The sequence below is a fragment of the Pseudomonas sp. SWI36 genome (genome assembly GCF_002948105.1).
Taxonomy (GTDB): Bacteria; Pseudomonadota; Gammaproteobacteria; order Pseudomonadales; family Pseudomonadaceae; genus Aquipseudomonas; species Aquipseudomonas alloputida.
On the sequence record NZ_CP026675.1, the window covers coordinates 2,076,453 to 2,102,313 of the forward strand.

Sequence of the window (25,861 nt, forward strand, 5' to 3'; positions counted from 1 at the left end):
TCTCAACGCAAACGTCGTGCCTAAAATTGAACGGCTATCCAAAAAAACCTGAAAACGACGCCTTTACTGGGCATTTCAAGTGCTTGCATCGTGTTGGCCAGTCGTCCAGAACAGGCGAGCTAGCGCGTTGCCTGTAACGGTTGAGCAGTTTAGTGACACGCGCCGCGTGGGTTTCCCAGAAGCGACACCCTTAAGTGTCACCGACAAGGCCTACACTGATCGCGACATCCGACGATCGGTAGGCGGGGCGCCCATCACCGCACCATAAAGAGGCATAGGCGGTTGTGTTGCACCTGCATCAGCCTCAAGGGCGTCTTCGCGGGCAAGCCCGCTCCTACAGGGATTGCACAGTTCCTGTAGGAGCGGGCTTGCCCGCGAAGACGCCCAGAAGGTCAGATCAGGAAATCAGCACTCGATAGCGCTGACCGCCAGGCCGCCGCGCGAGGTCTCTTTGTACTTGTCGTGCATATCGGCGCCGGTATCGCGCATGGTGCGGATTACCTGGTCGAGGGAAATGAAGTGCTCACCATCGCCGCGCAACGCCATCTGCACCGCGTTGATGGCCTTCACCGCAGCAATCGCGTTGCGCTCGATGCAGGGCACTTGCACCAACCCGCCCACCGGGTCGCAGGTCAGGCCAAGGTTGTGTTCCAGGGCAATTTCAGCGGCGTTCTCAACCTGTGGCGGGGTGGCGCCGAGCACTTCGGCAAGCCCCGCTGCGGCCATCGCGCAGGCCGAGCCGACTTCCCCCTGGCAGCCCACTTCGGCACCAGAGATCGAAGCGTTCTTCTTGCACAGGATGCCCACAGCGGCGGCAGCCAGGAAGTAATCGACAACACTGGATTCATCCACCGCATCGCTGAAGCGCATGTAGTAATGCAGCACTGCCGGGATGATGCCCGCCGCGCCGTTGGTAGGCGCGGTCACCATGCGCCCACCGGCGGCGTTTTCTTCATTGACCGCCAAGGCAAACAGGTTGACCCATTCCATGGCACTCATGGTCGAGCCGATCACGTTGGGCTTGCCGATTTCCTGCAGGCTGCGGTGCAGCTTGGCGGCGCGGCGACGCACGTTCAGCCCGCCGGGTAGCGTGCCCTCGTACTTGAGGCCGTTGTTGACGCATTCCTGCATGGCTTCCCAGAGCTTGTGCAGGCCAGCGCGGATGTCTTCCTCGCTGCGCCAGACCTTCTCGTTGGCCATCATCAATTGCGACACGCTGAGGTCGTTTTGCTTGCACAGGCGCAGCAGTTCGGCGGCGCTGTTGAAGTCGTACGGCAGCACTGTCTGGTCAGCATCCAGCACACCGCTGGCGGCTTGGGCTGCATCGACCACAAAGCCGCCGCCCACCGAGTAATAGGTGTCGCGGTGCAACTCGCCCTGCTCGCCTTCGGCAATCAGGGTCATGGCGTTGGGGTGATAGGGCAGGTTCTCGTCCAGCAGCAGCATGTCGCGGGCCCAGACAAACTCGATGGGCAAGCGGCTATCCAGCTGCAGGGTGTTGGTTTCGCGCAGGTCGGCGATACGCGGCACGATCTGGGTCGGGTCAATGGCGTCAGGCCACTCGCCCATCAGGCCCATGATGGTGGCGTTGTCGGTGCCATGACCGATACCGGTGGCCGACAGCGAGCCATACAGGCGCACTTCGATCCGCTTTACACGTTCCAGCTCGCCGCGTTCTCGCAGGCCCTGAACGAACAGGGCGCCAGCACGCATGGGGCCGACGGTGTGGGAGCTGGAGGGCCCGACACCGATCTTGAACAGGTCGAACACGCTGATGGCCATTGTCGAATCACCTCTTGCTGGGCTTGTCTCTGCGCGCCATGCGCAGGGCGGCGTAGCTGCTAGGCTCAAACAGCGGGCCGCCTTGAATGCCAGCATCATCGGGCTTTTACCGCCCACCTCGCCGTCTGCAACCGACGTACTTTTGTCCAGCAGCGCCGCGCTGTTTTCAACCAGGAACTGCGCCCACCGCGCCGTTTTCCAGCGGCCTGGTGACGCAAAAATGCGCGCGAGGGGGTGGAAAAATCCATAAGCGACATCGCCCATACTGGATACGACCCGTTCCGTACTGGATACGACCCCACCAGTAGGCGATTGCCCGGCGCTGGAGGATTATCGAAAGCGACTCGTAAAGCACGGCCACGCATCCTGCCCTCTGCAGGCCTGGTCGACCGGACCCTCAGAAAGCCCGGCGACCCACGCGAACCCGAAGACAATATCTCAGGAGTCCATCCATGAAAGGTTCACCCTCGCTGTTGCTGGTTGCGTTGCTGTCCGCGCCATTGCTGGCCCAAGCAGCCGAACCCGAGCAATGTCAGACTGTACGCTTCTCCGATGTCGGCTGGACCGACATCACAGTCACGACCGCGACCACCAGCGTTGTGCTCGAAGCCCTGGGTTACAAAACCCACACCACCATGATCTCGGTACCGGTGACGTACAAGTCGCTGGCCACCGGCAAGGACCTGGACGTGTTTCTCGGCAACTGGATGCCGACCATGGAGAACGACATCAAGCAGTACCGCGATGCCGGCACGGTAGAAACCGTGCGCGCCAACCTGGAAAACGCCAAGTACACCCTGGCAGTCCCCCAGGCGCTGTACGACAAGGGCCTGAAGGATTTCAGCGACATTCCCAAGTTCAAGAAGGAACTGAACGGCAAGATCTACGGCATCGAACCGGGTAACGACGGCAACCGCACCATCCAGAGCATGATCGACAAGAACGCCTTTGGCTTGAAGGACGCCGGTTTCAAGATCGTGCAGTCCAGCGAGGCGGGCATGCTGTCGCAGGTTGATCGCGCGCAGAAACGCGGCGAGGCCTTGGTGTTCCTGGGCTGGGAGCCACACCCGATGAACACCCGCTTCAAGATGCAGTACCTGACCGGCGGGGACGAATTCTTCGGCCCCGACTTCGGCAAGGCGACCGTGCTGACAAACACCCGCAAGGGATATACGCAGGAATGCAGCAACGTTGGCCAACTGCTTAAGAACCTGTCGTTCGAGCTCAAGGATGAAAGCACCATGATGGGCTATGTCCTGGACGACAAGATGAAACCCGAAGCCGCCGCCAAGAAATGGATCAAGGACAACCCAGGCAAGCTGGATGCCTGGCTGGCCGGCGTTACCACCGTGGATGGCAAACCTGGCCTGGAGGCGGTCAAGGCCAAGCTTACGCAATAACGAACTACGCAGTAGCGCTACCTCGGGGCAGGACCGTGCCTGCCCCGGGTTGATTTCAATCTATGCAGGTGGAAGCTCGCTATCATGCTTATCGATCAGAAAATACCCCTGGGCCAGTACATCGCGTCGTTCGTCGAATGGCTGACCCAGAACGGCGCGAATTACTTCGACGCCATCGCGCAAGGCCTGGAGTTCATGATCCATGGCGTCACCAGCGCCCTGACTTTCTTCAACCCGTTCGTACTTATCGCCCTGTTCGCCGCCCTGGCGCATTTCATCCAGCGCAAGTGGGCACTGACCGCATTTGTCGCCCTGTCGTTCCTGCTGATCCTCAACCTGGGTTACTGGCAGGAAACCATGGAGACCCTGGCGCAGGTCACCTTCGCCACAGTGGTATGTGTGGTGATCGGCGTGCCTCTGGGCATCCTCGCTGCGCACAAGCCGATGTTCTATACCGCCATGCGCCCGGTGCTCGACCTGATGCAGACGGTGCCCACCTTCGTCTACCTGATCCCTACCCTGACCCTGTTCGGCCTGGGCGTGGTGCCGGGGCTGATCTCCACCGTGGTGTTCGCCATTGCCGCGCCCATTCGCCTGACCTACCTGGGCATCTGCGACGTGCCGCAGGAGCTGATGGACGCCGGCAAGGCCTTTGGCTGCTCGCGTCGTCAGCTGCTTACCCGTATCGAACTGCCGCACGCGATGCCAAGCATCGCCGCCGGTGTCACTCAATGCATCATGCTGTCGCTGTCGATGGTGGTCATTGCCGCCCTGGTTGGCGCTGATGGCCTGGGCAAACCTGTGGTCAACGCACTGAACACCGCCGATATCTCCCTGGGCTTCGAAGCGGGCCTGGCGATCGTGCTGCTGGCAATCATGCTCGACCGTATCTGCAAGCAACCGGAACTGCCGGTAAGGGGTGAGGCATGAGCATCATTCGTTTCGAAGACGTCGACGTCATCTTCTCCAACAAGCCGCGCGAGGCACTGGCGCTGCTGGACCAAGGCCAGACCCGCGAGCAGATCCTCAAGCAGACCGGCCTGGTGGTAGGTGTCGAAAAGGCCAACCTCGATATCAACAAAGGCGAGATCTGCGTGCTGATGGGCTTGTCCGGTTCGGGCAAGTCGAGCCTGCTGCGCTGCATCAACGGCCTCAACACTGTCAGCCGTGGCAAGTTGTTCGTCGAACACGAAGGCAAGCACATCGACATTGCCAACTGCTCCGCGGCCGAGCTGAAGATGATGCGCACCAAGCGCATTGCCATGGTGTTCCAGAAGTTTGCCCTGATGCCTTGGCTGACGGTGCGCGAGAACATCAGCTTCGGCCTGGAAATGCAGGGTCGCCCGGAAAAGGAACGGCGCAAGCTGGTCGACGAGAAGCTTGAGCTGGTGGGCCTGACCCAGTGGCGCAACAAGAAGCCGGATGAGCTGTCTGGCGGCATGCAGCAGCGCGTGGGCCTGGCCCGGGCGCTGGCGATGGATGCCGACATCTTGCTGATGGACGAACCGTTCTCGGCCCTGGATCCACTGATCCGCCAGGGCCTGCAAGATGAGCTGCTTGGCCTGCAGGCCAAGCTGAGCAAAACCATCGTGTTCGTCAGCCACGACCTGGACGAGGCGCTGAAACTGGGTACCCGAATCGCGATCATGAAGGACGGTCGGATCATCCAGTACAGCAAGCCGGAGGAGATCGTGCTGAACCCGGCCGACGAATACGTGCGCACCTTCGTCGCCCATACCAACCCGCTGAACGTGCTGTGCGGGCGCAGCCTGATGCGCAGCCTGGACAACTGCAAGCGGGTCAATGGCTCGGTGTGCCTGGACCCAGGTATCGATTCATGGCTGGACCTTGGCGAAGGCGGCGCGCTCAAGCGTGCACGCCAAGGCCAGAACGGGCTGGACATGCAGAAATGGGCACCGGGGCAAGATGTGGAGCTGCTGGAGCGCAGACCGACCGTGGTGCACGCCGACATCGGCATGCGTGAGGCACTGCAGATTCGTTATCAAACTGGCAACAAGCTGGTGCTGCAGGATAACGACAGGGTGGTGGGGATACTCGGGGATACCGAGCTTTACCACGCGCTGCTCGGCAAGAACCACGGGTGAGGCAATTGGGGCCGCTTCGCGGCCCTTCGCGGGCACGCCCGCTCCCACAGGTTAGGACTGCCCCCAAGAAGTTGGACACCAATCCAACTCTTGGGGGGCAGTCCAGGTTTGCTGAGATCTCTGTGGGAGCGGGCGTGCCCGCGAAGGGCTGCAAAGCAGCCCCGATCAATGGATCAGCGAACGACAATCCCGCGCGAAGTCATGTAGGCCTTGGCCTCCGGCACTGTGTACTCGCCAAAGTGGAAGATGCTGGCCGCCAGCACCGCGCTGGCATGCCCTTCCAGAATGCCGTCTGCCAAGTGCTGCAGGTTACCCACACCCCCCGAGGCAATCACCGGAATCCCCAGCGCATCACTGATAGCGCGGGTAACGCCCAGGTCGAAGCCGTTCTTCATGCCGTCCTGGTCCATGCTGGTCAGCAGGATCTCGCCAGCGCCCAGGCCTTCCATCTTCTTCGCCCACTCGACTGCATCCAGCCCGGTCGGCTTGCGCCCGCCGTGAGTGAAAATCTCCCAGCGCGGCGCTTCACCTGGCCCGGACACTTTCTTGGCATCGATGGCGACAACGATGCACTGCGAACCGAAACGGTCCGCCGCCTCACCGACAAACTCTGGGTTGAACACCGCGGCGGTGTTGATCGAGACCTTGTCGGCACCGGCGTTGAGCAGGTTGCGGATGTCCTGCACGGTCCGCACGCCACCACCAACCGTCAGCGGGATGAACACCTGGCTGGCCATGCGCTCGACGGTATGCAGCGTGGTGTCGCGCCCATCGACGCTGGCGGTGATGTCGAGAAAGGTGATTTCGTCGGCACCTTGCTCGTCGTAGCGACGGGCGATTTCCACCGGGTCGCCGGCATCACGGATGTTCTCGAACTTGACGCCCTTGACCACCCGGCCGTTGTCCACGTCCAGGCAAGGGATAATGCGCTTGGCCAGTGCCATGGTTCAGTCCTCAGCCTTGGTAGTTGTCACAGAAGGTCTGGGCCTCAGCGACATCCAGGGTGCCTTCGTAGATGGCACGGCCGGTGATGGCGCCGATGATGCCCGGGGCCTTGGCGTCCAGCAGGGCCTTGATGTCGCCCAGGTTGTGAATGCCGCCCGAGGCGATCACCGGGATACGGGTGGCTTCAGCCAGTGCCTTGGTGAAGGGCACGTTGCAGCCCTGCATCATGCCGTCCTTGGCGATGTCGGTGTAGACGATCGCCGAGACGCCATCGGCCTCGAAACGCTTGGCCAGGTCGATGACCTGCACCGAGCTCACTTCAGCCCAACCGTCGGTGGCGACGAAACCGTCCTTGGCGTCCAGGCCGACGATGACCTTGCCCGGGAAGGCTTTGCACGCTTCAGCGACGAACTCGGGCTGCTTGACGGCCTTGGTGCCGATGATCACGTAGCTGACGCCAGCCTTGACGTAGTGTTCGATGGTTTCCAGCGAACGGATACCGCCGCCGATCTGGATCGGCAGGTTCGGGTAGCGCTTGGCGATGGCGGTAACCACTTCACCATTGACCGGCTGGCCTTCGAAGGCTCCGTTGAGGTCGACCAGGTGCAGGCGGCGGCAGCCACCCTCGACCCACTTGGCGGCCATGCTCACCGGGTCGTCGGAAAATACCGTAGAGTCTTCCATGCGGCCCTGGCGCAGGCGCACGCAAGCACCGTCCTTCAGATCGATAGCGGGGATAATCAGCATCTTGGGAACCTGTCTATTTGTTGGGTTTCAGGGCTTCTCGAGTGCCCACAGGTCGCTTTCGATGCTCTCGAACCGCTCCTTGAGGTGCAGCTGAACATCGGCAATCGCCCTGTTGTAGTAATGGGGTGCAATCTCTTTGCTGAACAGCTCGAGGACCTCGGCCACCTCGAACGACCCCAACTGCAGCTCGAAGCGGTCTTCGAGAAAACGCTTCAAGCTGTCGAGCGCTTCGCGCTCCTGCTCGGGGGCCAGGGTGATGGTCGGGGCTTTGGTCTTCGACCTGCTCATTTACCAGCGCCCGTCCCAGGCGATGAAGTTCTGCAGCAGCTGCAGGCCATGGGTATGGCTCTTCTCCGGGTGGAACTGCACGGCAAAACGCGAACCGTCGGCCAGCGCTGCGGCAAAGTCGACGCCATAGTGACCGCGACCCACCACCTGGCCCGGCTTGCCGGCATTGATGTAGTAGCTGTGCACGAAGTAGAAACGTGCGCGGTCAGGGATGTCGTGCCACAGCGGGTGGTCGATGGTCTGGCTGACTTCGTTCCAGCCCATGTGCGGCACCTTCAGGTGCTCGCCCTCTTCTTGCAGGTCTTTGCCGAAAAAGCGCACCTGGCCAGGGAACAGGCCAATGCAGTCGACGCCAGTGTTTTCCTCACTGTGCTCGAGCAGCGCCTGCATACCGACGCAGATGCCGAGGAACGGGCGGTCCTGGCTGACTTCGCGCACCAGGCTGTCGAAGCCCAGGCGGCGGATCTCGGCCATGCAGTCGCGAATCGCGCCCACGCCCGGGAACACCACACGGTCGGCCTCGCGGATCACTGAGGCATCGCTGGTAACCAGCACTTTACCTGCACCTACGTGCTCAAGCGCCTTGGCCACCGAGTGCAGGTTACCCATGCCATAGTCGATTACGGCTACCGTTTGCATTTACAGGCACCCTTTGGTGGAAGGCATCTGCCCGGCCATACGCTCGTCGAGGGTGATGGCCATGCGCAGGGCGCGGCCGAAAGCCTTGAATACGGTTTCGATCTGGTGGTGGGTATTGTGGCCACGCAGGTTGTCGATATGCAGGGTTACCAGGGCGTGGTTGACGAAGCCCTGGAAAAACTCCTGGAACAGGTCGACATCGAAGCCGCCAACGCTTGCACGGGTATACGGTACGTGCATCTGCAGGCCTGGGCGGCCAGAGAAGTCGATGACCACGCGTGACAGCGCTTCGTCCAGCGGCACGTAGGCGTGGCCGTAGCGGAAGATACCTTTCTTGTCACCGATGGCTTGGGCGAATGCCATGCCCAGGGTGATGCCGACGTCTTCGACGGTATGGTGATCGTCGATATGCGTGTCACCCTTGCACTCGATATCCAGATCGATCAACCCATGGCGGGCGATCTGGTCCAGCATGTGTTCAAGGAAGGGCACACCGATATCGAATCGGGCCTTGCCACTGCCATCGAGGTTGATCGAGCACTTGACCTGGGTTTCCAGGGTATTGCGCTCGACGGAAGCCTTACGTTCAACCATCACCAGCTCCGCAAAATCATTGGGCGAAAAGGGTTTCATTATAGGCCCAGAACGCGCCAGCTTGAAACGCGGATGACATATGGCAAAGCCAGGTTTTACGCGGGCTGGATGCCGCTACAGGTCTATACAACCACAACGGCCCGCTCCTGCATCTGCGAAAGGGGCGCAACGCGCCCCCCCTGCTGATCAATGGAACAGCACAGCGGTCTTCTGCAAGGTCACCCAGACACCCCAGGCCAACGGCACGACCACCACCGCCCAGGCCAGCAGCACCAGTGGCAGGCTGCCTGGAGCCGCTTTCCACTCCAGCGACCGCGCCCCATCGGCGCCCTTGTCATGGCTCAACGCCCGCTCGGCCGCCAGTTCGGCATCACTCATGAAGTGCTTGTCGGCCACCGGGCGCACCAGCATGTTGCAGATAAAGCCCAGCACCAGCAGACCCGCGAGGATGTACAAGGTCATGTCATAAGCCGCCGCCCGCTCCACGCCCGCTGCCAGTTGATACTCGCGCAGGTAGGTGATCAGCACCGGCCCCAGCACCCCCGCTGCCGCCCAGGCGGTCAGCAGGCGGCCATGGATGGCACCCACCATCTGCGTGCCGAACAGGTCGGCCAGGTAGGCCGGCACGGTTGCAAAACCACCTCCATACATCGATAGGATGATGCAGAACGCTGCCACGAAAAGCGCCACGTTGCCCAGGTGACCCATGTTAGGCACCAGGCTGTACAAGCCCACGCCCAAGGCGAAGAAGGCAAAGTAGGTGTTCTTGCGGCCGATGTAATCGGAGAACGATGCCCAGAAGAACCGGCCGCCAATGTTGAAAAGGCTCAGCAGGCCGGTAAAGCCGGCGGCGATCGCGGCAATCTGCGCCAGCTGCGCAGTGCTCAGCTGGCTGAAGGTCAGTTCGTTGCCCAGTAATTTACCGGCGAACACTTCCTGCAGCAGCGGTGACGCCATGCCCAAAATGCCGATGCCCGCCGACACGTTCAGGCACAGCACCAGCCAGATCAGCGCGAACTGCGGGGTCTTCCAGGCCACACTGACGTGCACATGACGGTCGGTGACCATGGCGTTACCGGCATTCTTCAACGGCGCAGCCCAGCCCTCAGGCTTCCAGCCGGTCGGTGGTACGCGATACGCCAGGGCGCCAGCGGTCATGAACACAAAGTAGATTGCCGCCATGGCGACAAAACTCTGCCATACGCCAACCTCGTGCTCATTGCCAAAATGCCCCATAAGCGCGGTGGCCAGCGGCGCCCCGACCATGGCCCCGCCGCCAAAGCCCATGATCGCCATACCGGTGGCCATGCCGCGTTTGTCCGGGAACCACTTGATCAAGGTCGACACGGGTGAGATGTAGCCCAGGCCCAGACCGATACCGCCAATCACGCCCGAGCCAAGCCACATCAGCCACAGCTGATGGGTTTTCACACCTATCGCCGAAAGCAGCATGCCACCGCACCAGCACAAGGCCGACACCAGGCCAGCCTTGCGCGGGCCGGCGTGCTCCAGCCAGCCGCCCAGCACCGCCGCCGAGCAACCGAGGAAGACGAAGAACAGGGTGTAGATCCAGCTCAGCATCGAGATTGGCCAGTCGCATTCGGCGCTGAACATCCGGGCCATGAAGCCCATGTCTGCCGCACAGGCGACGGGGGCGGTGATCCCCAGGGCTTGCGACAAAGGCAGCCAGAATACCGAGAAGCCGTAGGCCATACCGATGCACAGGTGAATGGCCAGGGCAGCTGGCGGGACCAGCCAGCGGTTGAAGCCCGGGCGGGCGATTATGCGTTCCTTCGACAGGAAGCCTGGCTCACTGGCCAAGGTTCCCGTCGCGACGGTACTGGTCATGAATCTGATCCTTGTTATAGGGAGGGTGCTCGCAAAGCGGCGCAAGGGTAGCAGCATCAAGCAGCATGAAGGCAATCTGCCATCGTTCATTTTCGCCTGACTGAAACGGTCATGTTCCCGGCAAAACCTCAATATTAGGCTGTCGAAAGCCATACTCTCTGATACAGGCGTAGGAATTTCCTACATCTCTAGTCGTACAAGCGGGGGTAACCGCGACAGCGTTATACTCTGCCGCCTGAACTCACTAACGGACTAAAAGGACTCGCCCATGAAAGCGTTCGGCAAAATCCTGGGACTGGGGCTTCTCGGGTTACTGCTGATCATCGTGGCGCTGGGCTTCGCCCTGACCCACCTCTTTGATCCCAACGACTACAAAGACGAGATTCGCCAGCTGGCACGCGACAAGGCGCACGTCGAACTGACCCTCAACGGTGACATCGGCTGGAGCCTGTTCCCGTGGCTGGGCCTGGAGCTGCACGAAGCCAGCATCGCCACCTTGAACAAACCCAAGGAACCGTTCGCCGACCTGCAGATGCTTGGCCTTTCGGTCCGTGTGCTGCCGCTGCTGCGCCGCGAAGTGCAAATGAGCGACGTACGTGTCGAGGGCCTGAACCTGACCCTGGCGCGTGACGAACAGGGCCATGGCAACTGGGAGGACATCGGCAAACCGCTGCCCGCGCAGAATGGCGCAAGCACCGATGCATCCGCACAGGCACCTGCCGAGCAGACGCCTGCGACCACCAACAGCAACGACCGCGCCATCAAGCTGGACATCGACAGCCTGACCGTGAACAACGCCCGCGTGCAGTACACCGATGCCAAGACCGGCCACAGCTACAGCGCCGAAAGCATCCAGCTGAGCACCGGCCCAATCCATGAAGGCGCAAACATTGCGCTCAAGGCCAGCGCCTTCATCAGCGCCAGCCAGCCGAGCATCAAGGCCCGTACCGAGCTGGCTGGCGAATTGCGCTTCGACCGCAAGCTCAAGCGCTACAACTTCGAAGACATGCGCCTGTCGGGCGAGACCTCGGGTGAGCCTACCGGCGGCAAGACCGTGACCTTCGCCGCCCAAGGCCAACTGCTGGTCGACCTGGCCGCCAATGTCGCCTCGTGGAACGGCCTGAAACTTTCGGCCAACCAACTGCGCGCCCTCGGTGAGCTGAACCTGCGTGATCTGGACAAGGCACCCCAGCTGAGCGGCGGCCTGTCCATCGCCCAGTTCAACCTGCGCGCCTTCCTTGAAAGCATTGGCCACCCGCTGCCGGCCACCAACGACCCGGCCGCCTTCGCCAAGCTGGAGCTGGTGACTCGCCTGCAGGGCACACCCAGCAGCCTGGCCCTGGAAGACCTGGCAGTGAAGCTGGACGACAGCACCTTCAGCGGCCGCGTGGCCGTCGAAGATTTCGCCAAACAAGCCCTGCGCCTGCAGCTTAAGGGCGACACCTTCGACGCCGACCGCTACCTGCCGGCCAAGAGCGAAGAAGCCAAGGGCGCCACCGCTGCGCGCCAGGCCGAGGTCAAGCAACAAGAGGCCAGCGCCGTAGCCGGTGCCGGCACCACACCACTGCCCAACGCCCCAACACAAGTGGCATGGAGCGACGACAAGCTGCTGCCGGTCGACCGTCTGCGCGCCCTCGACCTGCAGGCCGACCTGGCCTTCGGCTCGTTGACCCTGGATAAGCTGCCGATCGAGAGCGCCCAGCTCAAGGCCGTTGGCCAAGGCGGCCTGTTGACCCTGCAAACCCTGCGCGGAGAGCTGTACAACGGCACCTTCGAAGCCAAGGGCACGGTCGACGTGCGCCCTGCCGTGCCACAGCTGGGTGTGAACACCAATATCCAGCGGGTGCCGGTGGAACACTTCATCAAGACCGAAGGCAAGGAACAGACGCCGCCGGTCAAGGGCCTGCTGACCCTGACCAGTGATCTGACAGCCACCGGTAACAGCCAGAAAGCACTGGTCGACACCCTGAACGGCAGCGCAAACTTCGCCATCAACGATGGCGTGCTGGTCAATGCCAACCTGGAACAGCAGCTGTGCCAGGCCATCGCCACGCTCAATCGCAAGACGCTGAGCAGCGAACCACGCGGCAAGGACACCCCGTTCCAGGAGCTGCGCGGCAGCCTGGTAGTACGCAACGGCGTCGCCAGCAACCCGGACCTCAAGGCGCGCATCCCGGGTCTGACCGTCAATGGCCATGGTGACCTCGACCTGCGCGTGCTGGGCATGGACTACAACATCGGCATAGTCGTCGAAGGCGACCAGCGTGCCATGCCGGACCCGGCCTGCCAGGTCAACGAACGTTATGTGGGTGTTGAAGTCCCCCTGCGCTGCCGTGGTCCGCTGGAACTTGGCGCAAAGGCCTGCCGCCTGGACCAGAACGGCCTGGGCAAGGTTGCCGCCAAGCTGGCCGGCAACCGCCTGAAAGACAAGATCGATGAAAAACTTGACGAAAAACTTGGAGACAAAGTGAGCCCGGAACTGAAAGACGCGCTCAAGGGGCTGTTCAACCGATGAGCCCCGAGCAGTTCTCCAGCGCAGTGCTGGACTGGTATGACGAGCACGGCCGGCACGACCTGCCCTGGCAACAGGGCATCACGCCGTACCGGGTGTGGGTGTCGGAAATCATGTTGCAGCAGACCCAGGTCAGCACCGTGCTCAATTACTTCGACCGCTTCATGCAGGCCCTGCCAACCGTGCAAGCCCTGGCCGAGGCACCGGAGGACGAAGTGCTGCACCTGTGGACGGGCCTGGGCTACTACACCCGCGCACGCAACCTGCAAAAGGCCGCCAAGGTCGTCGTCGAACAACATGGCGGCGAATTCCCGCGCAGTGTCGAGCAGCTTACCGAGCTGCCCGGCATTGGCCGCTCCACTGCCGGCGCCATCGCCAGCATCAGCATGGGCATCCGCGCACCGATCCTCGACGGCAACGTCAAGCGCGTGCTGGCACGCTACACCGCCCAGGCCGGCTACCCTGGCGAACCCAAGGTTGCCAACCAGCTATGGGCCACCGCCGAGCGCTTTACCCCGCAACAACGCGCCAACCACTACACCCAGGCGATGATGGACATGGGCGCCACGCTGTGCACGCGCAGCAAGCCCAGTTGCCTGATCTGCCCGTTGCAGCGCGGCTGCGAAGCGCACCTGCACGGCGAAGAAACCCGCTACCCCGAGCCCAAGCCACGCAAGGCTCTGCCGCAACGGCGCACACTGATGCCACTGCTGGCCAACCACGAAGGTGCCATCCTGCTTTATCGACGCCCTTCCAGCGGCCTTTGGGGGGGCTTGTGGAGCCTGCCGGAGCTGGACGACATCGCCCAGCTCGACGACCTGGCCTACCAGCACGGCCTGCGCCTGGCTGGCCGCCACGCCATGGACGGCCTGACCCATACCTTCAGCCACTTCCAGCTGGCGATCGAGCCCTGGCTCGTGCACGTCGACCCGGTCGGCGAGCACGTGGCCGAGGCCGACTGGCTCTGGTATAACCTCGCCACCCCGCCGCGCCTGGGCCTCGCCGCCCCGGTGAAAAAGCTGCTTGAACGCGCGGCCGACGAACTGATCGCAGGAGACGCCCGATGACCCGCACCGTGATGTGCCGCAAATACCAAGAAGAACTGCCAGGCCTGGAACGCCCGCCCTATCCCGGTGCCAAGGGCCAGGACATCTTCGAACACATCTCGCAGAAAGCCTGGGCCGACTGGCAGAAGCACCAGACCATGCTGATCAACGAGAAGCGCCTGAACATGATGAACGCCGAGGACCGCAAATTCCTCCAGGCTGAGATGGACAAGTTTTTCGCCGGCGAAGAATACGCCCAGGCCGAAGGCTACGTTCCACCGGCCGAATGACCCCAAAAATCGTAAGCGACGGAATTAATTTAAAATTTTTTCAAAAAGTCGTTGACGAGCGGTCCGGAAATCTATTTAATTCACCTCGTCGCCCAGATAGCTCAGTCGGTAGAGCAGAGGATTGAAAATCCTCGTGTCGGCGGTTCGACTCCGTCTCTGGGCACCACCTTCAAGCTTCTGGTGGTTGCAAAGTTACCCGAAGCGACAACAAGAAACCCGCCTAGTGCGGGTTTTTTGTTGTCTGTGATTTTTAACTTCAGGCGGCTTCGAAGAACACCAGATTTCACAACGCAACCTGAAGGCTCGCCCTGCAATCGAGAAACCCGCAGCCTAAGCAGACTGCGGGCCAAACCTTACTCGTCCGACATGGAACGAAGATGATTGAATGCGTCCTCGGTCATGTGCCCCATGTAGGAGATGCTGTGCAACTGAAGGTGGCCGTGTTGCTTGCCTTTTTCGATAATGGCGGCGATGTCAGCCTTTGTAATCCTTTGCTCGTCGCAACCGGCGAAACCGGTTGGATAGTAAACCCTGCCATCGTCCGTGTAGCCGTACAGGGTGACCAGATAAAAGTGCTTCATGACTCCTCCTTTGTAGCGCAAACGTGCGCATCACTCACAGACGCCGAATTGGCGCAGTGACAGGCTGCCAGCCAGCATGGCTGGCAGCAGGAGAGAAGCTACGCAGGGCCCACGGTCCGCATAATCTGGATATGTATCCCACAGACATCTCAAGCTGCAGCGCCCAGGCGCGCTGCTTGGGTTTATCGGGCAATTGCGCTTCAATACGCGCACTTTCAGACACACCCAAGGATTTCCCCATGGCCACCCCCACCAAGCAACAGAAACGCGCCAAGCGCGCCGCCAGCAAGGCCAAGCAGAACCGCATGGTTCGCAGCGGCCAAGCGGTCAAGGCCAGTGCCGGCGACAGCGCCAGCGTCGAGCAGGTGTACAACAAGGCCATGGAGTCGGGCAGCTACGACGCGATGTTCAACAAGATGAAGGAAGCTCAGGAAGGCGGCCTGGTGCCAATGATCTCGGTGTTCCTGGTGGATCCGCTGCTCGCCCTGGTGCTCAAGGGGCACAAGGAAGAACACGCCACCGACTACATCGTGCTGGTGTTCAACGCCTACCGCAAATGGCTGGACGGCGCTGACGAAGAGACCACCATGGCCTGGCTGGAGAGTGATGAGTTCCAAGACGCCTATATCGCCGCTTCCGAACTGGTGGCCAAACAGCAGAAGCAGTTCGGCTGACAGGGCCATATAACCTGTTGCGCCCCCTGTAGGAGCGGGTTTACCCGCGAATACGATGGCGGCTGCAACGGTGATTAGCCAAGGAAATTGGCCAGCAGCCCGGCCCTTTCGCGGGTAACCCCGCGCCTACGGGCCTGTGGTGAACCTGCGGGCTTGCCCGCGAAAGGGCCATCACAGGCCACAAAAAAAGGCCGCACCCTTCACAAGGTGCGGCCTTTTCATTTCAGCCAGCGCCGATCAGCTGTCCAGCACCGCCCGCCCGGCAGCCTCGCGCTTGCGGTGCACCAGCAAGCCAGCCGCCACCACACCAATACTCAGCAGCGCAGTCGCAATGATCTCCGCACGGTGATCCTCACGCAGCGCCATGACCACCAGAATGGCAACGATGAAGGCAATGGTCGCCCAGGTCAGGCCCGGGAACAGCCACATCTTGAAGGTGATCTTCTCGCCGCGGGCTTCACTCTGGGCGCGCATGCGCAGCTGCGAAACGGCAATCACCAGGTACACCAGCAGCGCGATGGCGCCAGAGCTGGCCAGCAGGAACTCAAACACCTGGGCCGGTGCCACGAAGTTGGCGAACACGCAAAGGAATGCCGCTGCGGTGGACAGCAGTACCGCCACATGCGGGGTCGCCGCCTTGGTGGTGCGCTGGGCGATGGCCGGGGCGTCGCCACGCTTGCTCAGCGAGAACAACATGCGCGAAGAAGTGTACAACGCCGAGTTCAGGCAGCTGGTCACGGCAATCAGCACGACAATGTCGACGATCAGCTTGGCATTCGGCACACCGATACGGCTCAGCACGGTCTGGTAGGAGCCCGTCTCGGCAAGGGCCGGGTCGTTCCACGGCACCAGGGCCACGACCAGGAAGATCGACACCAGGTAGAACAGGCAGATACGCCAGATTACCGAGTTGGTGGCACGGCTGATCTGCTTGCCCGGGTCCTTCGACTCGGCAGCGGCGATGGTGACGATTTCGGTACCCATGAACGAGAACATGGTGGTCAGCATGGCTGCCAGCACTGCGCCCAGGCCGTTGGGCATGAAGCCCTGGGTATCGAACAGGTGGCTGGCACCGCTCACCTGGCTGCTCGGTACAAAGCCGAACAAGGCAGCACAGCCCACGGCGATGAAGCCGATGATCGCCAGCACTTTGAGCAGGGCAAACCAGAACTCGAACTCACCGTAGTTCTTCACGCTGCACAGGTTGGTAAGTGTCAGTGCCAGGGTAATGATGAGGGAGAACGCCCACAGGTCAACCGCCGGGAACCAGGCATGCAGAATGGCCGCGGCGGCGTTGGCCTCCAGCGGAATTACCAACACCCAGAACCACCAGTACAGCCAGCCAATGGTGAAACCGGCCCAGCGCCCGATGGCGCGGTCGGCATACGTAGAGAACGAACCGGTGTCAGGCGAGGCGACTGCCATTTCACCCAACATACGCATCACCAGCACGACCAGCGTACCGGCGGCAGCGTAAGCCAGCAGCACGGCAGGGCCGGCCGCTGCGATGGCGTGGCCGGAGCCTACGAACAGGCCGGCACCGATGACGCCAGCGATGGACAGCATGGTCACATGCCGTTGTTTGAGCCCCTGAGCGAGGTCATTGGAATTGTTACCGCTCATTGAAACTACCTTTGTAAGGAGTGGACCACGCCGACTGCGGGTACAGAGCGCGCCAGGGGATGACCTAGGCGTCGCTGCAATCGGCGGTTTCCAACTGGCAATAAGCGCGCCATATGACGAATGCACTCGTCAGAAAATTCTGCAGGCCTTTTAGGATGCGGCCTGGAGGGCTTTCGGCCGTTGCATGACCGAAAGGGCATCAAATCAGCGGATTACTGAAATACCCACTTACAAATGCACCAAAGGTGCTCCTCGGTAACACCTGTGCACCACTGCAATGCCAAAAAGTGCAACCCATGGGTACAACCTTGTGACATCAACATGGCATTCGTGGGTGAACCCGTTTGCACTGGCAAAAGGTCGGGTTTACCCCTCCAATGGGTCAAAACAGCTTCCATGAGCCGGCCAAAGCTGGCACCATCGCGCCTTTTTTCATCAAGGCTCTGGTGCTGGGCGACACCTTCGCGGACATCTGCGCGACGTTACGCTGTAGCGATGCGACAAACTGCCCCACCAGCGCCCCCAGTCCCCGGCGACCCTGTTGGCCGTCATAATGCCGCTATGCTAGCTTGGCGCACGCCAGGAAGGCCGCCAACAGCTGGGAACGCACCCGAACACATGAGGACCGCACATGGCTCAGGCCACGCCCGCGCTGGAAATCCGCAATTTGCACAAACGCTACGGCGAGCAGGAAATTCTAAAGGGCATTTCGCTGACCGCTCGCGACGGTGACGTGATCTCCATCCTGGGGTCGTCCGGCTCCGGCAAGTCCACCCTGCTGCGCTGCATCAACCTGCTCGAGAACCCGCACCAGGGCGAAATCCTGGTCGCCGGCGAAGCTCTCAAGCTCAAAGCCGCCAAGAATGGCGACCTGATCGCAGCCGACAACCGCCAGATCAATCGCCTGCGCAGCGAAATCGGCTTTGTCTTCCAGAATTTCAACCTGTGGCCGCACATGTCGATCCTCGACAACATCATCGAGGCGCCACGCCGCGTGCTCGGCCAAAGCAAGGCCGAGGCCATCGAAGCCGCCGAAGCGCTGCTGAACAAGGTCGGCATCTACGACAAACGCCACAGCTACCCCGCCCAGCTTTCCGGTGGCCAGCAACAGCGCGCCGCCATTGCCCGTACCCTGGCCATGAAGCCCAAGGTCATCCTGTTCGACGAGCCCACTTCGGCCCTCGATCCGGAAATGGTCCAGGAAGTGCTTAACGTTATCCGCGCATTGGCCGAAGAAGGCCGTACCATGCTGCTGGTGACGCACGAGATGAGCTTTGCCCGCCATGTGTCCAGTGAAGTCGTCTTCCTGCACCAGGGCCTGGTCGAAGAGCAGGGATCGCCGCAGCAGGTCTTCGAAAACCCGACCTCGGCGCGTTGCAAGCAATTCATGTCCAGCCACCGCTAACGGAGCAATACATGCACACCTACAAGAAGTTTCTCCTGGCAGCTGCTGCCACGCTGGTGATGTCGGCAAACGCCATGGCCGCAGAAAAACTGCGCATGGGCATCGAAGCCGCCTACCCACCGTTCAACAACAAGGATGCCAGCGGTAACGTGGTTGGCTTCGACAAAGACATTGGCGACGCCCTGTGCGCCAAGATGAAAGTCGAGTGCTCGGTCGTTACCTCCGACTGGGACGGCATCATCCCGGCCCTGAACGCCAAGAAGTTCGACTTCCTGGTGTCGTCGCTGTCGATCACCGACGAACGCAAGCAGGCTGTGGACTTCACCGATCCGTACTACTCCAACAAGCTGCAGTTCATCGCGCCGAAAAACGTCGATTTCAAGACCGACAAAGCGTCGCTCAAGGGCAAGGTCATCGGCACCCAGCGCGCCACCCTGGCCGGGACCTACCTTGAAGACAACTACCCGGATGTCGATATCAAACTGTACGACACCCAGGAAAACGCCTACCTTGACCTGGTTTCCGGTCGTATCGACGGCATCCTGGCCGACAAGTACGTGCAGTACGAGTGGCTGAAAAGCAAAGACGGCTCGAACTTCGAGTTCAAGGGCGAGCCGGTGATGGACAGCGACAAGATCGGCATTGCCGTGCGCAAAGGTGACACCAAGCTGCGCGACGACCTGAACAAAGCCCTGGCAGAAATCAAAGCCGACGGTACGTACAAGAAAATCAACGACAAGTACTTCCCGTTCAGCATCGAATGATCCGCCCTGACCGGCGCGCCCTTGCGGCGCGCCAGTCCCTAAAATGACCTGCCCATGAATATCGACCTGCACGGATTCGGTCCGGCCATGATGGCCGGCACCCTGATGACCGTAAAACTGGCGCTTTGCGCCTTGCTGTTGGGGCTGGTCCTGGGCCTGCTCGGCGCCCTGGCCAAGACCTCCCCGCTCAAGCCGCTGCAATGGCTTGGCGGCTTCTACTCGACCCTGGTTCGCGGCGTGCCCGAACTGCTGTGGGTGCTGCTTATCTATTTCGGCACCGTCGGGCTCATGAACAGCCTCGGCGAAGCCCTGAACATGCCGGGCCTTGAGCTAAGCGCCTTCGCCGCGGGCGTGATCGCCCTGGGCCTGTGCTTTGGCGCCTACGCCACCGAAGTGTTCCGTGGCGCCATCCTGGCGATCCCCAAAGGCCACCGCGAAGCTGGCCTGGCGCTGGGCTTGTCCAAGGGCCGCATCCTCTCGCGGATCATCCTGCCGCAGATGTGGCGCATCGCCCTGCCCGGCCTTGGCAACCTGTTCATGATCCTGATGAAGGACACCGCCCTGGTATCGGTAATCGGCCTTGAAGAAATCATGCGTCATTCGCAGATCGGCGTGACCGTGACCAAAGAGCCGTTCACCTTCTATATGGTCGCGGCCTGCATCTACCTGGGCCTGACCGTGCTTGCCATGACCGGTATGCATTTCATGGAAAAACGCGCCGCTCGCGGCTTTGCGAGGGCTGAATAATGAATTGGGAAGTCATCTTCAAATGGCTGCCACGCCTGGCCGAGGGTGCGGTCCTGACCCTGGAGCTGGTGGCCATTGCCGTGGTTGCAGGGTTGATCCTGGCCATCCCGCTGGGCATCGCCCGTTCCTCGCGCCACTGGTACGTGCGCGCGGTGCCGTTCAGCTACATCTTCTTCTTCCGTGGCACGCCGCTGCTGGTGCAGTTGTTCCTGGTCTATTACGGCCTGGCGCAGTTCGATGCAGTGCGCTCCAGTTCGCTGTGGCCGTACCTGCGCGATCCGTTCTGGTGCACGGTGCTGACCATGACCCTGCACACCGCCGCGTACATTGCCGAGATCCTGCGTGGCGCGCTGCAGTCGATCCCCAAAGGTGAGATCGAAGCGGCCCGGGCGCTGGGCATGTCGCGGGGCAAGGCGCTGTTCTACATCATGCTGCCACGCGCCGCGCGCATCGGCCTGCCGGCGTACAGCAACGAAGTGATCCTGATGCTCAAGGCCAGTGCCCTGGCCAGTACCGTGACCCTGCTGGAGCTGACCGGCATGGCCCGTACCATCATCGCCCGCACCTACCTGCCGGTGGAAATCTTCTTCGCCGCAGGCGTGTTCTACCTGGTGATCTCGTTCATGCTGGTGCAAGGCTTCAAGCTGCTGGAGCGCTGGTTGCGCGTGGATGCCTGCCAAGGCCGCTGACATCTCCTAGCCATCTTCGCGGGCACCCCCGCTCCTACAACAGGCCTATGCTGAACCTTCGTAGGAGCGGGTTTACCCGCGAACAGGCCCTCAACCCCAACACACATCCCCATGCCCAGCCCCCTCCACAGCCACCACCTAAGCACCCGCTTCCAGGCCCTCGACCAGTTCCTGATCGAGCACCAACAGCTGTGGAAACCCCGCCCCTTCACCACCCTGCAACTGCCTTGGGAAACCACCCACCCAGAGCTTGCCGCCCACCTGCGCCAATGTTCCCTGGCAGACGCCGAAGCCGACAGCGCCGCTGACCGCTTGCCTGCCCCATTCCCGCAACTGGCCGAACAAGCCCGACAGCTCGCCACGCTCGGCAGCCTTGCGCAAACCAATCTACCGCCTGCCGCCCACCGCCTGGACGTCGCTGTCCCCGGCCGCAAATGGCAGCAGATCGAAGCCTTCGCCAGCCACCTAGCCTTCCGCGAGCAGCCCCGGCACTGGCTGGACTGGTGTTCTGGCAAAGGCCACCTCGGCCGTCGCCTGCTGCAACCCGGGCAACACCTGACCTGCCTGGAGTACGACGCCGACCTGGTCGCTGCCGGTCAGGCCCTGAGTGCACACCACCACTTGCAAGCACAGCACGTACATCAGGATGTGATGGCCAGCGACAGCGCTCGCCACCTGGCTGACGATAAAAGCGTGGTTGCCCTGCATGCCTGTGGCGATCTGCATGTACGCCTGATGCAACTGGCCAGCCAGCAAGGTTGCCGGCAACTGGCCATAGCCCCCTGCTGCTACAACCGCATCGCCGCGCAGCAATACCAGGCGTTATCCACAGCCGCGCAGGCGTCGAGCCTGCAGCTGTCGCTGGACGACCTGGGCCTGCCCTTGAGCGAAACCGTCACTGCCGGCGCCCGCGTGCGGCGCCAGCGCGACACCTCGATGGCCCGGCGCCTGGGCTTCGACCTGCTGCAACGCCAGCAGCGCCAGAGCGATGAATACCTGCCGACGCCTTCCCTGCCGGTGGCCTGGCTGGAGAAGCCCTTCGAGCAATACTGCCGCGACTTGGCTGAACTGAAGCAATTGCCAGTGAGCGGCGACCCGGACTGGGCAATGCTGGAAGCTGCGGGCTGGCAACGCCTGGCCGAGGTTCGGAACCTGGAGCGCGTACGCAACCTGTTCCGTCGGCCACTGGAGCTGTGGCTGGTACTCGATCGCGCCCTGTTCCTCGAAGAACAAGGCTATGACGTGCGCCTGGGCCTGTTTTGCGATTACCCACTGACCCCGCGCAACCTCCTCATTCTGGCGGAACGCGACGGTTAGCCGCAGCACAACCTGTGGATAAGTCTGTGAACAAGCTTGTGATTACCTGTTGGATCCAAGCGCTATTTCAAGCGCTTGGCTTATTCCTGCTTGCGGCTGCAGCCCAGTAAAAACAGGCGTTTGCGCAAAGACCAGCGGCGTAGCGATCCGGCATGCCTTTCGCTCAGGTCGCCGATGCCACTTGTGCATAAACATTTCTTGTGGTTAGCGCAAGCGGCTGTTGTGGGAGCGGCCTTGCGTCGCGAATGGGCTGCAAAGCAGCCCCGGCGATTTCAGAGATTGTGCCGAAAACGGGGGCCGCTTTGCGGCCCTTTCGCGACGCAAGGCCGCTCCCACAAATGACCGCGCCAATGCCTAATGCGCCTTGCCCTTGGCGATCTCGATATCGTTCATCAGCGCCTTGGCCATGTCGCACAGGTAATCGGCTGCCCCCAGGAATTTATGGTCGTCCTCCATATCGCCCTCGCGCACCAGGTGCTTGATGTAGCCCATCAGGATCGAGACATGCTCGTAGGCCGCGTCGACGGGGACGCCGGGCTCTACGCGTAGGAGATTGAGGGATGGGTTACCGGCTGCGAGGAAGGTTTCCACGCCTGCGGTTGTGATTGGTTTGGGGGTGTTATCTGGCGGAAGGCTTTTCAATTTTTCGAACTCCTATATTCCTCAAGGAGTTGCAGCATTCATTCTTTCTCACCGGAACAAATGGCGGCAACCGTGCACAGGGTGAGAAACCGAGTGAATATAGGAAGCCTCGGCCAGACCGAAGTCTGCCCGCGCACGGTCGCCATTATGCAGCCGCTAAATTCGTAGTCGGGTTCTCACACCCGGTCGCCAGAGCGACCCGCAAACGGTATCTGTGAGCCCTTTCCCCAACAACAGCGTTACTTCGACGGCGCGCGTAGGATACTTCCGAAGCATCCAAATGCTGAAGCTTTTAGCCCCATGGTTCAGAATTGCCTTACACAGATAACCCGGCTTACCCGCCCCCGTGTAGGAGCGGGTTCACCCGCGAAGAGGCCATACCAGACAACACAAGGCTAATGCTCCACCGCCGCAACGGTGTATCATCCGCCCCCCAAATCATTAAAAAGTGACGTCGCGCGCTGCCCGCCAGCCCCGCGACCTTCTGGCGTTGCGCCAGAACCGACAATGGACCACCGGACCTGAGCATCGTGACCCGAGCCAACCCCCTCGCCCTGCTGACCTTCGCCCTGGCCCTGACCGGCTGCGCCGGCGGCACCTCGCCCCACCCCAACAGCAACCTGGGCTGGAACCACCCCGGCATGCAGCTGGGCGGCGACAAAGGCCTGCCCCTGCGCACAGAAGCCCCATGCCGCAAGCGCGGCTGCGACAACGACAAGCTGTTTTTCAACCCGGGCAAAAGCGAGCCTAGCGTCACCACCATGCACCGCGGCTGGTAGGAAAATTCTTCTTTTAGGCCGGTGACTTAGGTCTTTTGCGAACATTCGCAAGGAAGTGGTTTACAGGCGCCAAACGATCGCTATAATGACGCCCCATTGCCGGTATAGCTCAGATGGTAGAGCAACTGACTTGTAATCAGTAGGTCCCGGGTTCGATTCCTGGTGCCGGCACCATACGCAGTATCAAAAAAGGCTCACCGAAAGGTGGGCCTTTTTTGTTTTCCCCCCGCAGCCCCCAATCCCCTGCCTTCCAGATGCCCTGAAGCCACCACGATCGGTGTAGGAGCTGGCTTGCCTGCGATGGGCTGCGCAGCAGCCCCAACCCCCCCCAAGCAGATGCAATTCTCTGATCACAGCCCAGCTCAAAAACAGACACACCCTCCAACACAAACGCTTTGACTCGCCAACCAATCCCCACTACGATTTATCGCAAATTTTAGATATTTCCGCCGAGGCAAGCCAATGGCGCTTCAATTCCACGAAAGCCCTTTCCACGCCACCCACGACGCAGATACCGCCAGCAAAATGGCCTTGAAAATGGACTTGTCCATTTTCATCACTGACTGCATCAAAAAAATGGGCCTCAAACAGCATGATGCCGCAGCCAAGCTGAACGTAACCCAATCCCGCATATCCGAGCTTGCAAATGGCAAGATCGAGAAATTCACCTTGGACGCCATGATGGACATGCTGGACAAGCTAGGCTTTCGCACAACCCTGACCCTGCCCTCGAACGATGCCGGTTCACAGCCCCAGATCGTGATCACCCAAACACCTGGCAGCTAAACCCTGTATCCCATTTTTCTCAGTTCTTGCTTCAACTCTTTCATCCGCTGTTCGGCGACCTGCATCGCGTGCCGGTCGGACCTGTTGGTCGTTTTTACGAACGAATGCAACACGACGACCATGTCTGCAAATTTGGCCACATACACGCATCGGAATGCAGGGCTGCCGTTGATGATGAGCTCAATCGCACCCGCCCCTACCGACTCGGTCAACGACTTGATCGGCCGCTCTGGGTCCTGGCCATACTGGATGCGTCGCAGGTCTTTACCAAAATCGTCCTGAACGTCCTTGGGAAGGTCTTTGTATTCACGCTCAGCAGCTGCACTCACAAACGCAAACTTTTTCAACGGTCTACCCACGGCGAGATGCTGGATTGGGGACGGCATGGATGCCAGGAGGAGGGAATCTAGCGCAGTGGCTTGCAGTTGGCGGAATTAGAAATGTTTCGCGGTTTGACCCTGAAATATCGTGTTTCTCTCACCCGCTGAAATCAGTTCGACCTCATTTGGGGCCGGGGTTTGCCGCACTCAGGACGATGGGCTACGACACCAAGGTGGGTATCTGCGGCCGTGGCTTGCGAGCCATGGCGTGTAGTGCGCTGGTTGAATCCGGGCTGTAGTCGGAGACGGCTATCGAGCGGCAGATGAGCCACAAGGAACGCAACAACGTGCGCGCCGCCTACACCCACAAGGCCGAGTTCCTCGAAGAGCGCCGGATGATCATGACCTGGTGGAGCCGGTTTCTGGAGGCGAACCGCGAGGACCATGTGACGCCGCACGAGTTTGCCAAGCAGACGGGCGAGAACGTAACGCGCCTGCGCAGTGCCAAGAGGACCGAGTAACCCGCCGCACCGCCACCTCAAACCCGCTGTGAAGTTACCCACAGCACCCCATGAAGCTCCTCCGCGCGGGTCCTTTCAAACGGGGCTGCAAAGCCGCCCCGTTTGAAAGGACCATTCCTAAGAAAAAAACTGCTGGCACAGCGCACGTCTGTGGAAAACCACTGATGTCCACCGGGGGATAGTTTTATCCACAGGCGCTAGATCCCTGAAATCTCTTTGCTTGACGAATATTGTCCACAGGCGTAGACCGGGGTTGCAAGCGCTGTCGATGACAGCACCCCAGGTGACCCGAACCTCAAAGGTCACGCCGCTCCCGCGGTGGTTCTCCCCAAGGGCGATTCGCATTCGGCAGCTCGCCCGGTCACCTCCCCGGTGATGGATGCCAACTACATTTCATGGCCCTCGTGCGCCAGACGACACTCCCTATTGCGCTGCCCTGCAGCAACCTATCCGCTTGGCCGAATCTTGCGCCAACCTGTGCCCGTCTCTTTCTTCTGGAAAGAGACGGGCGCTCCTGACACTGCTGCAGCCCTGATCGCACATGGCTCAGCGGCAATTCCCCTCGTGACAATCGGCGTGACAAACGCCGATGTCTCCAGCAACAGCGATGTAGATGATGGTGCCGCAGACCAAGGAATGGACTGCACCTGACTGACAGTCAGGCATGCCCCGGTCATCGCATTGCTGCGCTCACCCGGCTCAGGATCTCGCGGCACTGGTCTCGTCAGCCAATGCAGCCTCCACCCGCCCACCGGTAACGGTGTTCAGGAGGCCAGATCATGAGATGCCCTTGCTCCCGGTCGTAAGGAGCCGCCAG

General features: G+C 61.1%; 25 protein-coding genes, 2 tRNA genes and 1 pseudogene. 17 read left to right on the plus strand and 11 right to left on the minus strand.

Annotation, left to right across the window (positions count from 1 at the left end; all coding sequences use genetic code 11):
• Nucleotides 1-405: 405 nt before the first annotated feature.
• On the minus strand, nucleotides 406-1,782 hold the full coding sequence (locus C4Q27_RS10105; protein WP_010951662.1) for an L-serine ammonia-lyase: 1,377 nt from the start codon (nucleotides 1,780-1,782) through the stop codon (nucleotides 406-408).
• Nucleotides 1,783-2,234: 452 nt separating this feature from the next.
• Here C4Q27_RS10105 and C4Q27_RS10110 point away from each other — a divergent pair, with 452 nt between their 5' ends.
• The 3 genes from C4Q27_RS10110 to choV all read left to right on the plus strand — a co-directional run bounded on the left by C4Q27_RS10110 (nucleotide 2,235) and on the right by choV (nucleotide 5,287).
• Entirely contained in the window at nucleotides 2,235-3,182 is a 948-nt protein-coding gene (locus tag C4Q27_RS10110) for a choline ABC transporter substrate-binding protein (protein ID WP_014589371.1), read from the plus strand.
• 81 nt (nucleotides 3,183-3,263) lie between these two features.
• The gene (gene choW / locus C4Q27_RS10115; RefSeq protein ID WP_172830946.1) at nucleotides 3,264-4,112 is read left to right on the plus strand and encodes a choline ABC transporter permease subunit; all 849 of its coding nucleotides are present in this window, start codon (nucleotides 3,264-3,266) and stop codon (nucleotides 4,110-4,112) included.
• A complete protein-coding gene (gene choV, locus C4Q27_RS10120; RefSeq protein WP_010951660.1) occupies nucleotides 4,109-5,287 on the plus strand; it encodes a choline ABC transporter ATP-binding protein in 1,179 nt (392 codons plus the stop codon). Before choW ends, choV begins: the two co-directional genes overlap by 4 nt.
• Nucleotides 5,288-5,460: 173 nt before the next feature.
• Here the strand turns inward: choV and hisF are convergent, their stop codons facing one another.
• The 6 genes from hisF to C4Q27_RS10150 all read right to left on the minus strand — a co-directional run bounded on the left by hisF (nucleotide 5,461) and on the right by C4Q27_RS10150 (nucleotide 10,348).
• A complete protein-coding gene (gene hisF, locus C4Q27_RS10125) occupies nucleotides 5,461-6,231 on the minus strand; it encodes an imidazole glycerol phosphate synthase subunit HisF (RefSeq protein ID WP_104886804.1) in 771 nt (256 codons plus the stop codon).
• Nucleotides 6,232-6,241: 10 nt separating this feature from the next.
• Nucleotides 6,242-6,979 carry a 1-(5-phosphoribosyl)-5-[(5-phosphoribosylamino)methylideneamino]imidazole-4-carboxamide isomerase gene (hisA, locus tag C4Q27_RS10130; protein ID WP_064490893.1) on the minus strand — a complete coding sequence of 246 codons (738 nt, stop codon included), beginning with the start codon at nucleotides 6,977-6,979 and terminating at the stop codon, nucleotides 6,242-6,244.
• A gap of 27 nt (nucleotides 6,980-7,006) precedes the next feature.
• Nucleotides 7,007-7,267: a DUF2164 domain-containing protein gene (locus tag C4Q27_RS10135; RefSeq protein ID WP_064490892.1), complete on the minus strand. Its 261-nt coding sequence runs from the start codon at nucleotides 7,265-7,267 to the stop codon at nucleotides 7,007-7,009.
• Entirely contained in the window at nucleotides 7,268-7,906 is a 639-nt protein-coding gene (gene hisH / locus C4Q27_RS10140) for an imidazole glycerol phosphate synthase subunit HisH (RefSeq protein WP_014589369.1), read from the minus strand.
• The gene (gene hisB / locus C4Q27_RS10145) at nucleotides 7,907-8,500 is read right to left on the minus strand and encodes an imidazoleglycerol-phosphate dehydratase HisB (protein WP_003255736.1); all 594 of its coding nucleotides are present in this window, start codon (nucleotides 8,498-8,500) and stop codon (nucleotides 7,907-7,909) included. It abuts the gene before it with no gap.
• A gap of 186 nt (nucleotides 8,501-8,686) precedes the next feature.
• Nucleotides 8,687-10,348, minus strand: coding sequence for an OFA family MFS transporter (locus C4Q27_RS10150; RefSeq protein ID WP_014755064.1), 1,662 nt, complete (start codon nucleotides 10,346-10,348; stop codon nucleotides 8,687-8,689).
• Nucleotides 10,349-10,616: 268 nt separating this feature from the next.
• Here C4Q27_RS10150 and C4Q27_RS10155 point away from each other — a divergent pair, with 268 nt between their 5' ends.
• The 4 genes from C4Q27_RS10155 to C4Q27_RS10170 all read left to right on the plus strand — a co-directional run bounded on the left by C4Q27_RS10155 (nucleotide 10,617) and on the right by C4Q27_RS10170 (nucleotide 14,362).
• Nucleotides 10,617-12,863 (plus strand): AsmA family protein, encoded by a 2,247-nt coding sequence (locus C4Q27_RS10155; protein ID WP_064490890.1) that lies wholly within the window; start codon nucleotides 10,617-10,619, stop codon nucleotides 12,861-12,863.
• Nucleotides 12,860-13,927 (plus strand): A/G-specific adenine glycosylase, encoded by a 1,068-nt coding sequence (mutY, locus tag C4Q27_RS10160; RefSeq protein ID WP_010951654.1) that lies wholly within the window; start codon nucleotides 12,860-12,862, stop codon nucleotides 13,925-13,927. The genes C4Q27_RS10155 and mutY overlap by 4 nt, the downstream gene beginning before the upstream one ends.
• The gene (locus C4Q27_RS10165; RefSeq protein WP_003255742.1) at nucleotides 13,924-14,196 is read left to right on the plus strand and encodes an oxidative damage protection protein; all 273 of its coding nucleotides are present in this window, start codon (nucleotides 13,924-13,926) and stop codon (nucleotides 14,194-14,196) included. The genes mutY and C4Q27_RS10165 overlap by 4 nt, the downstream gene beginning before the upstream one ends.
• A 90-nt stretch (nucleotides 14,197-14,286) precedes the next feature.
• Nucleotides 14,287-14,362 (plus strand) — tRNA-Phe (locus C4Q27_RS10170).
• A gap of 187 nt (nucleotides 14,363-14,549) precedes the next feature.
• On the opposite strand, the gene C4Q27_RS10175 is transcribed toward C4Q27_RS10170, so the two are convergent.
• The gene (locus C4Q27_RS10175) at nucleotides 14,550-14,777 is read right to left on the minus strand and encodes a hypothetical protein (RefSeq protein ID WP_019439077.1); all 228 of its coding nucleotides are present in this window, start codon (nucleotides 14,775-14,777) and stop codon (nucleotides 14,550-14,552) included.
• A gap of 239 nt (nucleotides 14,778-15,016) precedes the next feature.
• On the opposite strand from C4Q27_RS10175, the gene C4Q27_RS10180 reads away from it, so the two are divergent.
• Nucleotides 15,017-15,451 (plus strand): hypothetical protein, encoded by a 435-nt coding sequence (locus C4Q27_RS10180; RefSeq protein ID WP_104886805.1) that lies wholly within the window; start codon nucleotides 15,017-15,019, stop codon nucleotides 15,449-15,451.
• A gap of 237 nt (nucleotides 15,452-15,688) precedes the next feature.
• On the opposite strand, the gene gabP is transcribed toward C4Q27_RS10180, so the two are convergent.
• Entirely contained in the window at nucleotides 15,689-17,074 is a 1,386-nt protein-coding gene (gene gabP / locus C4Q27_RS10185; RefSeq protein ID WP_104886806.1) for a GABA permease, read from the minus strand.
• 631 nt (nucleotides 17,075-17,705) lie between these two features.
• Between gabP and C4Q27_RS10190 the strand changes: the two genes are divergently transcribed.
• The 5 genes from C4Q27_RS10190 to C4Q27_RS10210 all read left to right on the plus strand — a co-directional run bounded on the left by C4Q27_RS10190 (nucleotide 17,706) and on the right by C4Q27_RS10210 (nucleotide 21,996).
• Complete coding sequence (locus C4Q27_RS10190) at nucleotides 17,706-18,479, plus strand: ABC transporter ATP-binding protein (RefSeq protein ID WP_003255746.1); 774 nt, start codon at nucleotides 17,706-17,708, stop codon at nucleotides 18,477-18,479.
• Nucleotides 18,480-18,490: 11 nt separating this feature from the next.
• Nucleotides 18,491-19,243, plus strand: coding sequence for an ABC transporter substrate-binding protein (locus tag C4Q27_RS10195; protein WP_021782626.1), 753 nt, complete (start codon nucleotides 18,491-18,493; stop codon nucleotides 19,241-19,243).
• A 54-nt stretch (nucleotides 19,244-19,297) separates the two neighbouring features.
• Nucleotides 19,298-19,990: an ABC transporter permease gene (locus tag C4Q27_RS10200; protein WP_003255749.1), complete on the plus strand. Its 693-nt coding sequence runs from the start codon at nucleotides 19,298-19,300 to the stop codon at nucleotides 19,988-19,990.
• Nucleotides 19,990-20,679 carry an ABC transporter permease gene (locus C4Q27_RS10205; RefSeq protein ID WP_014589362.1) on the plus strand — a complete coding sequence of 230 codons (690 nt, stop codon included), beginning with the start codon at nucleotides 19,990-19,992 and terminating at the stop codon, nucleotides 20,677-20,679. The genes C4Q27_RS10200 and C4Q27_RS10205 overlap by 1 nt, the downstream gene beginning before the upstream one ends.
• Before the next feature lie 111 nt (nucleotides 20,680-20,790).
• Nucleotides 20,791-21,996 carry an adenovirus L4-33K/L4-22K family protein gene (locus tag C4Q27_RS10210; RefSeq protein WP_054888458.1) on the plus strand — a complete coding sequence of 402 codons (1,206 nt, stop codon included), beginning with the start codon at nucleotides 20,791-20,793 and terminating at the stop codon, nucleotides 21,994-21,996.
• A 354-nt stretch (nucleotides 21,997-22,350) separates the two neighbouring features.
• On the opposite strand, the gene C4Q27_RS10215 is transcribed toward C4Q27_RS10210, so the two are convergent.
• Complete coding sequence (locus tag C4Q27_RS10215) at nucleotides 22,351-22,638, minus strand: DUF3077 domain-containing protein (RefSeq protein ID WP_047603189.1); 288 nt, start codon at nucleotides 22,636-22,638, stop codon at nucleotides 22,351-22,353.
• Nucleotides 22,639-23,168: 530 nt separating this feature from the next.
• Here C4Q27_RS10215 and C4Q27_RS10220 point away from each other — a divergent pair.
• From C4Q27_RS10220 to C4Q27_RS10230, 3 genes are all read left to right on the plus strand, one after another.
• Nucleotides 23,169-23,417, plus strand: a complete 249-nt coding sequence (locus C4Q27_RS10220; RefSeq protein ID WP_010951646.1) for a hypothetical protein — start codon at nucleotides 23,169-23,171, stop codon at nucleotides 23,415-23,417.
• 98 nt (nucleotides 23,418-23,515) lie between these two features.
• Nucleotides 23,516-23,591, plus strand: a tRNA-Thr gene (locus C4Q27_RS10225).
• Nucleotides 23,592-23,879: 288 nt separating this feature from the next.
• A complete protein-coding gene (locus tag C4Q27_RS10230; RefSeq protein WP_104886807.1) occupies nucleotides 23,880-24,203 on the plus strand; it encodes a helix-turn-helix domain-containing protein in 324 nt (107 codons plus the stop codon).
• Here the strand turns inward: C4Q27_RS10230 and C4Q27_RS10235 are convergent.
• Complete coding sequence (locus tag C4Q27_RS10235; RefSeq protein WP_104887855.1) at nucleotides 24,200-24,550, minus strand: type II toxin-antitoxin system RelE/ParE family toxin; 351 nt, start codon at nucleotides 24,548-24,550, stop codon at nucleotides 24,200-24,202. The two genes, C4Q27_RS10230 and C4Q27_RS10235, sit on opposite strands and share 4 nt — an antisense overlap.
• A 173-nt stretch (nucleotides 24,551-24,723) precedes the next feature.
• Here C4Q27_RS10235 and C4Q27_RS10240 point away from each other — a divergent pair.
• Nucleotides 24,724-25,044 (plus strand): annotated as a pseudogene (locus C4Q27_RS10240) (integrase); the annotation flags it as partial.
• Between the last annotated feature and the right edge of the window lie 817 nt (nucleotides 25,045-25,861).

What these genes read in the sequence shown, in the direction of transcription:
- C4Q27_RS10165 (WP_003255742.1), top strand. Translation starts at nt 13,924, where the DNA reads ATGACCCGCACCGTGATGTGCCGCAAATACCAAGAAGAACTGCCAGGC.
- C4Q27_RS10150 (WP_014755064.1), bottom strand. Translation starts at nt 10,348, where the DNA reads ATGACCAGTACCGTCGCGACGGGAACCTTGGCCAGTGAGCCAGGCTTC.
- C4Q27_RS10205 (WP_014589362.1), top strand. Translation starts at nt 19,990, where the DNA reads ATGAATTGGGAAGTCATCTTCAAATGGCTGCCACGCCTGGCCGAGGGT.
- C4Q27_RS10135 (WP_064490892.1), bottom strand. Translation starts at nt 7,267, where the DNA reads ATGAGCAGGTCGAAGACCAAAGCCCCGACCATCACCCTGGCCCCCGAG.
- C4Q27_RS10155 (WP_064490890.1), top strand. Translation starts at nt 10,617, where the DNA reads ATGAAAGCGTTCGGCAAAATCCTGGGACTGGGGCTTCTCGGGTTACTG.
- hisB (WP_003255736.1), bottom strand. Translation starts at nt 8,500, where the DNA reads ATGGTTGAACGTAAGGCTTCCGTCGAGCGCAATACCCTGGAAACCCAG.
- C4Q27_RS10195 (WP_021782626.1), top strand. Translation starts at nt 18,491, where the DNA reads ATGCACACCTACAAGAAGTTTCTCCTGGCAGCTGCTGCCACGCTGGTG.
- C4Q27_RS10200 (WP_003255749.1), top strand. Translation starts at nt 19,298, where the DNA reads ATGAATATCGACCTGCACGGATTCGGTCCGGCCATGATGGCCGGCACC.
- C4Q27_RS10210 (WP_054888458.1), top strand. Translation starts at nt 20,791, where the DNA reads ATGCCCAGCCCCCTCCACAGCCACCACCTAAGCACCCGCTTCCAGGCC.
- choV (WP_010951660.1), top strand. Translation starts at nt 4,109, where the DNA reads ATGAGCATCATTCGTTTCGAAGACGTCGACGTCATCTTCTCCAACAAG.
- hisA (WP_064490893.1), bottom strand. Translation starts at nt 6,979, where the DNA reads ATGCTGATTATCCCCGCTATCGATCTGAAGGACGGTGCTTGCGTGCGC.
- gabP (WP_104886806.1), bottom strand. Translation starts at nt 17,074, where the DNA reads ATGAGCGGTAACAATTCCAATGACCTCGCTCAGGGGCTCAAACAACGG.
- hisF (WP_104886804.1), bottom strand. Translation starts at nt 6,231, where the DNA reads ATGGCACTGGCCAAGCGCATTATCCCTTGCCTGGACGTGGACAACGGC.
- C4Q27_RS10230 (WP_104886807.1), top strand. Translation starts at nt 23,880, where the DNA reads ATGGCGCTTCAATTCCACGAAAGCCCTTTCCACGCCACCCACGACGCA.
- C4Q27_RS10190 (WP_003255746.1), top strand. Translation starts at nt 17,706, where the DNA reads ATGGCTCAGGCCACGCCCGCGCTGGAAATCCGCAATTTGCACAAACGC.
- C4Q27_RS10180 (WP_104886805.1), top strand. Translation starts at nt 15,017, where the DNA reads ATGGCCACCCCCACCAAGCAACAGAAACGCGCCAAGCGCGCCGCCAGC.
- C4Q27_RS10110 (WP_014589371.1), top strand. Translation starts at nt 2,235, where the DNA reads ATGAAAGGTTCACCCTCGCTGTTGCTGGTTGCGTTGCTGTCCGCGCCA.
- C4Q27_RS10175 (WP_019439077.1), bottom strand. Translation starts at nt 14,777, where the DNA reads ATGAAGCACTTTTATCTGGTCACCCTGTACGGCTACACGGACGATGGC.
- mutY (WP_010951654.1), top strand. Translation starts at nt 12,860, where the DNA reads ATGAGCCCCGAGCAGTTCTCCAGCGCAGTGCTGGACTGGTATGACGAG.
- C4Q27_RS10105 (WP_010951662.1), bottom strand. Translation starts at nt 1,782, where the DNA reads ATGGCCATCAGCGTGTTCGACCTGTTCAAGATCGGTGTCGGGCCCTCC.
- hisH (WP_014589369.1), bottom strand. Translation starts at nt 7,906, where the DNA reads ATGCAAACGGTAGCCGTAATCGACTATGGCATGGGTAACCTGCACTCG.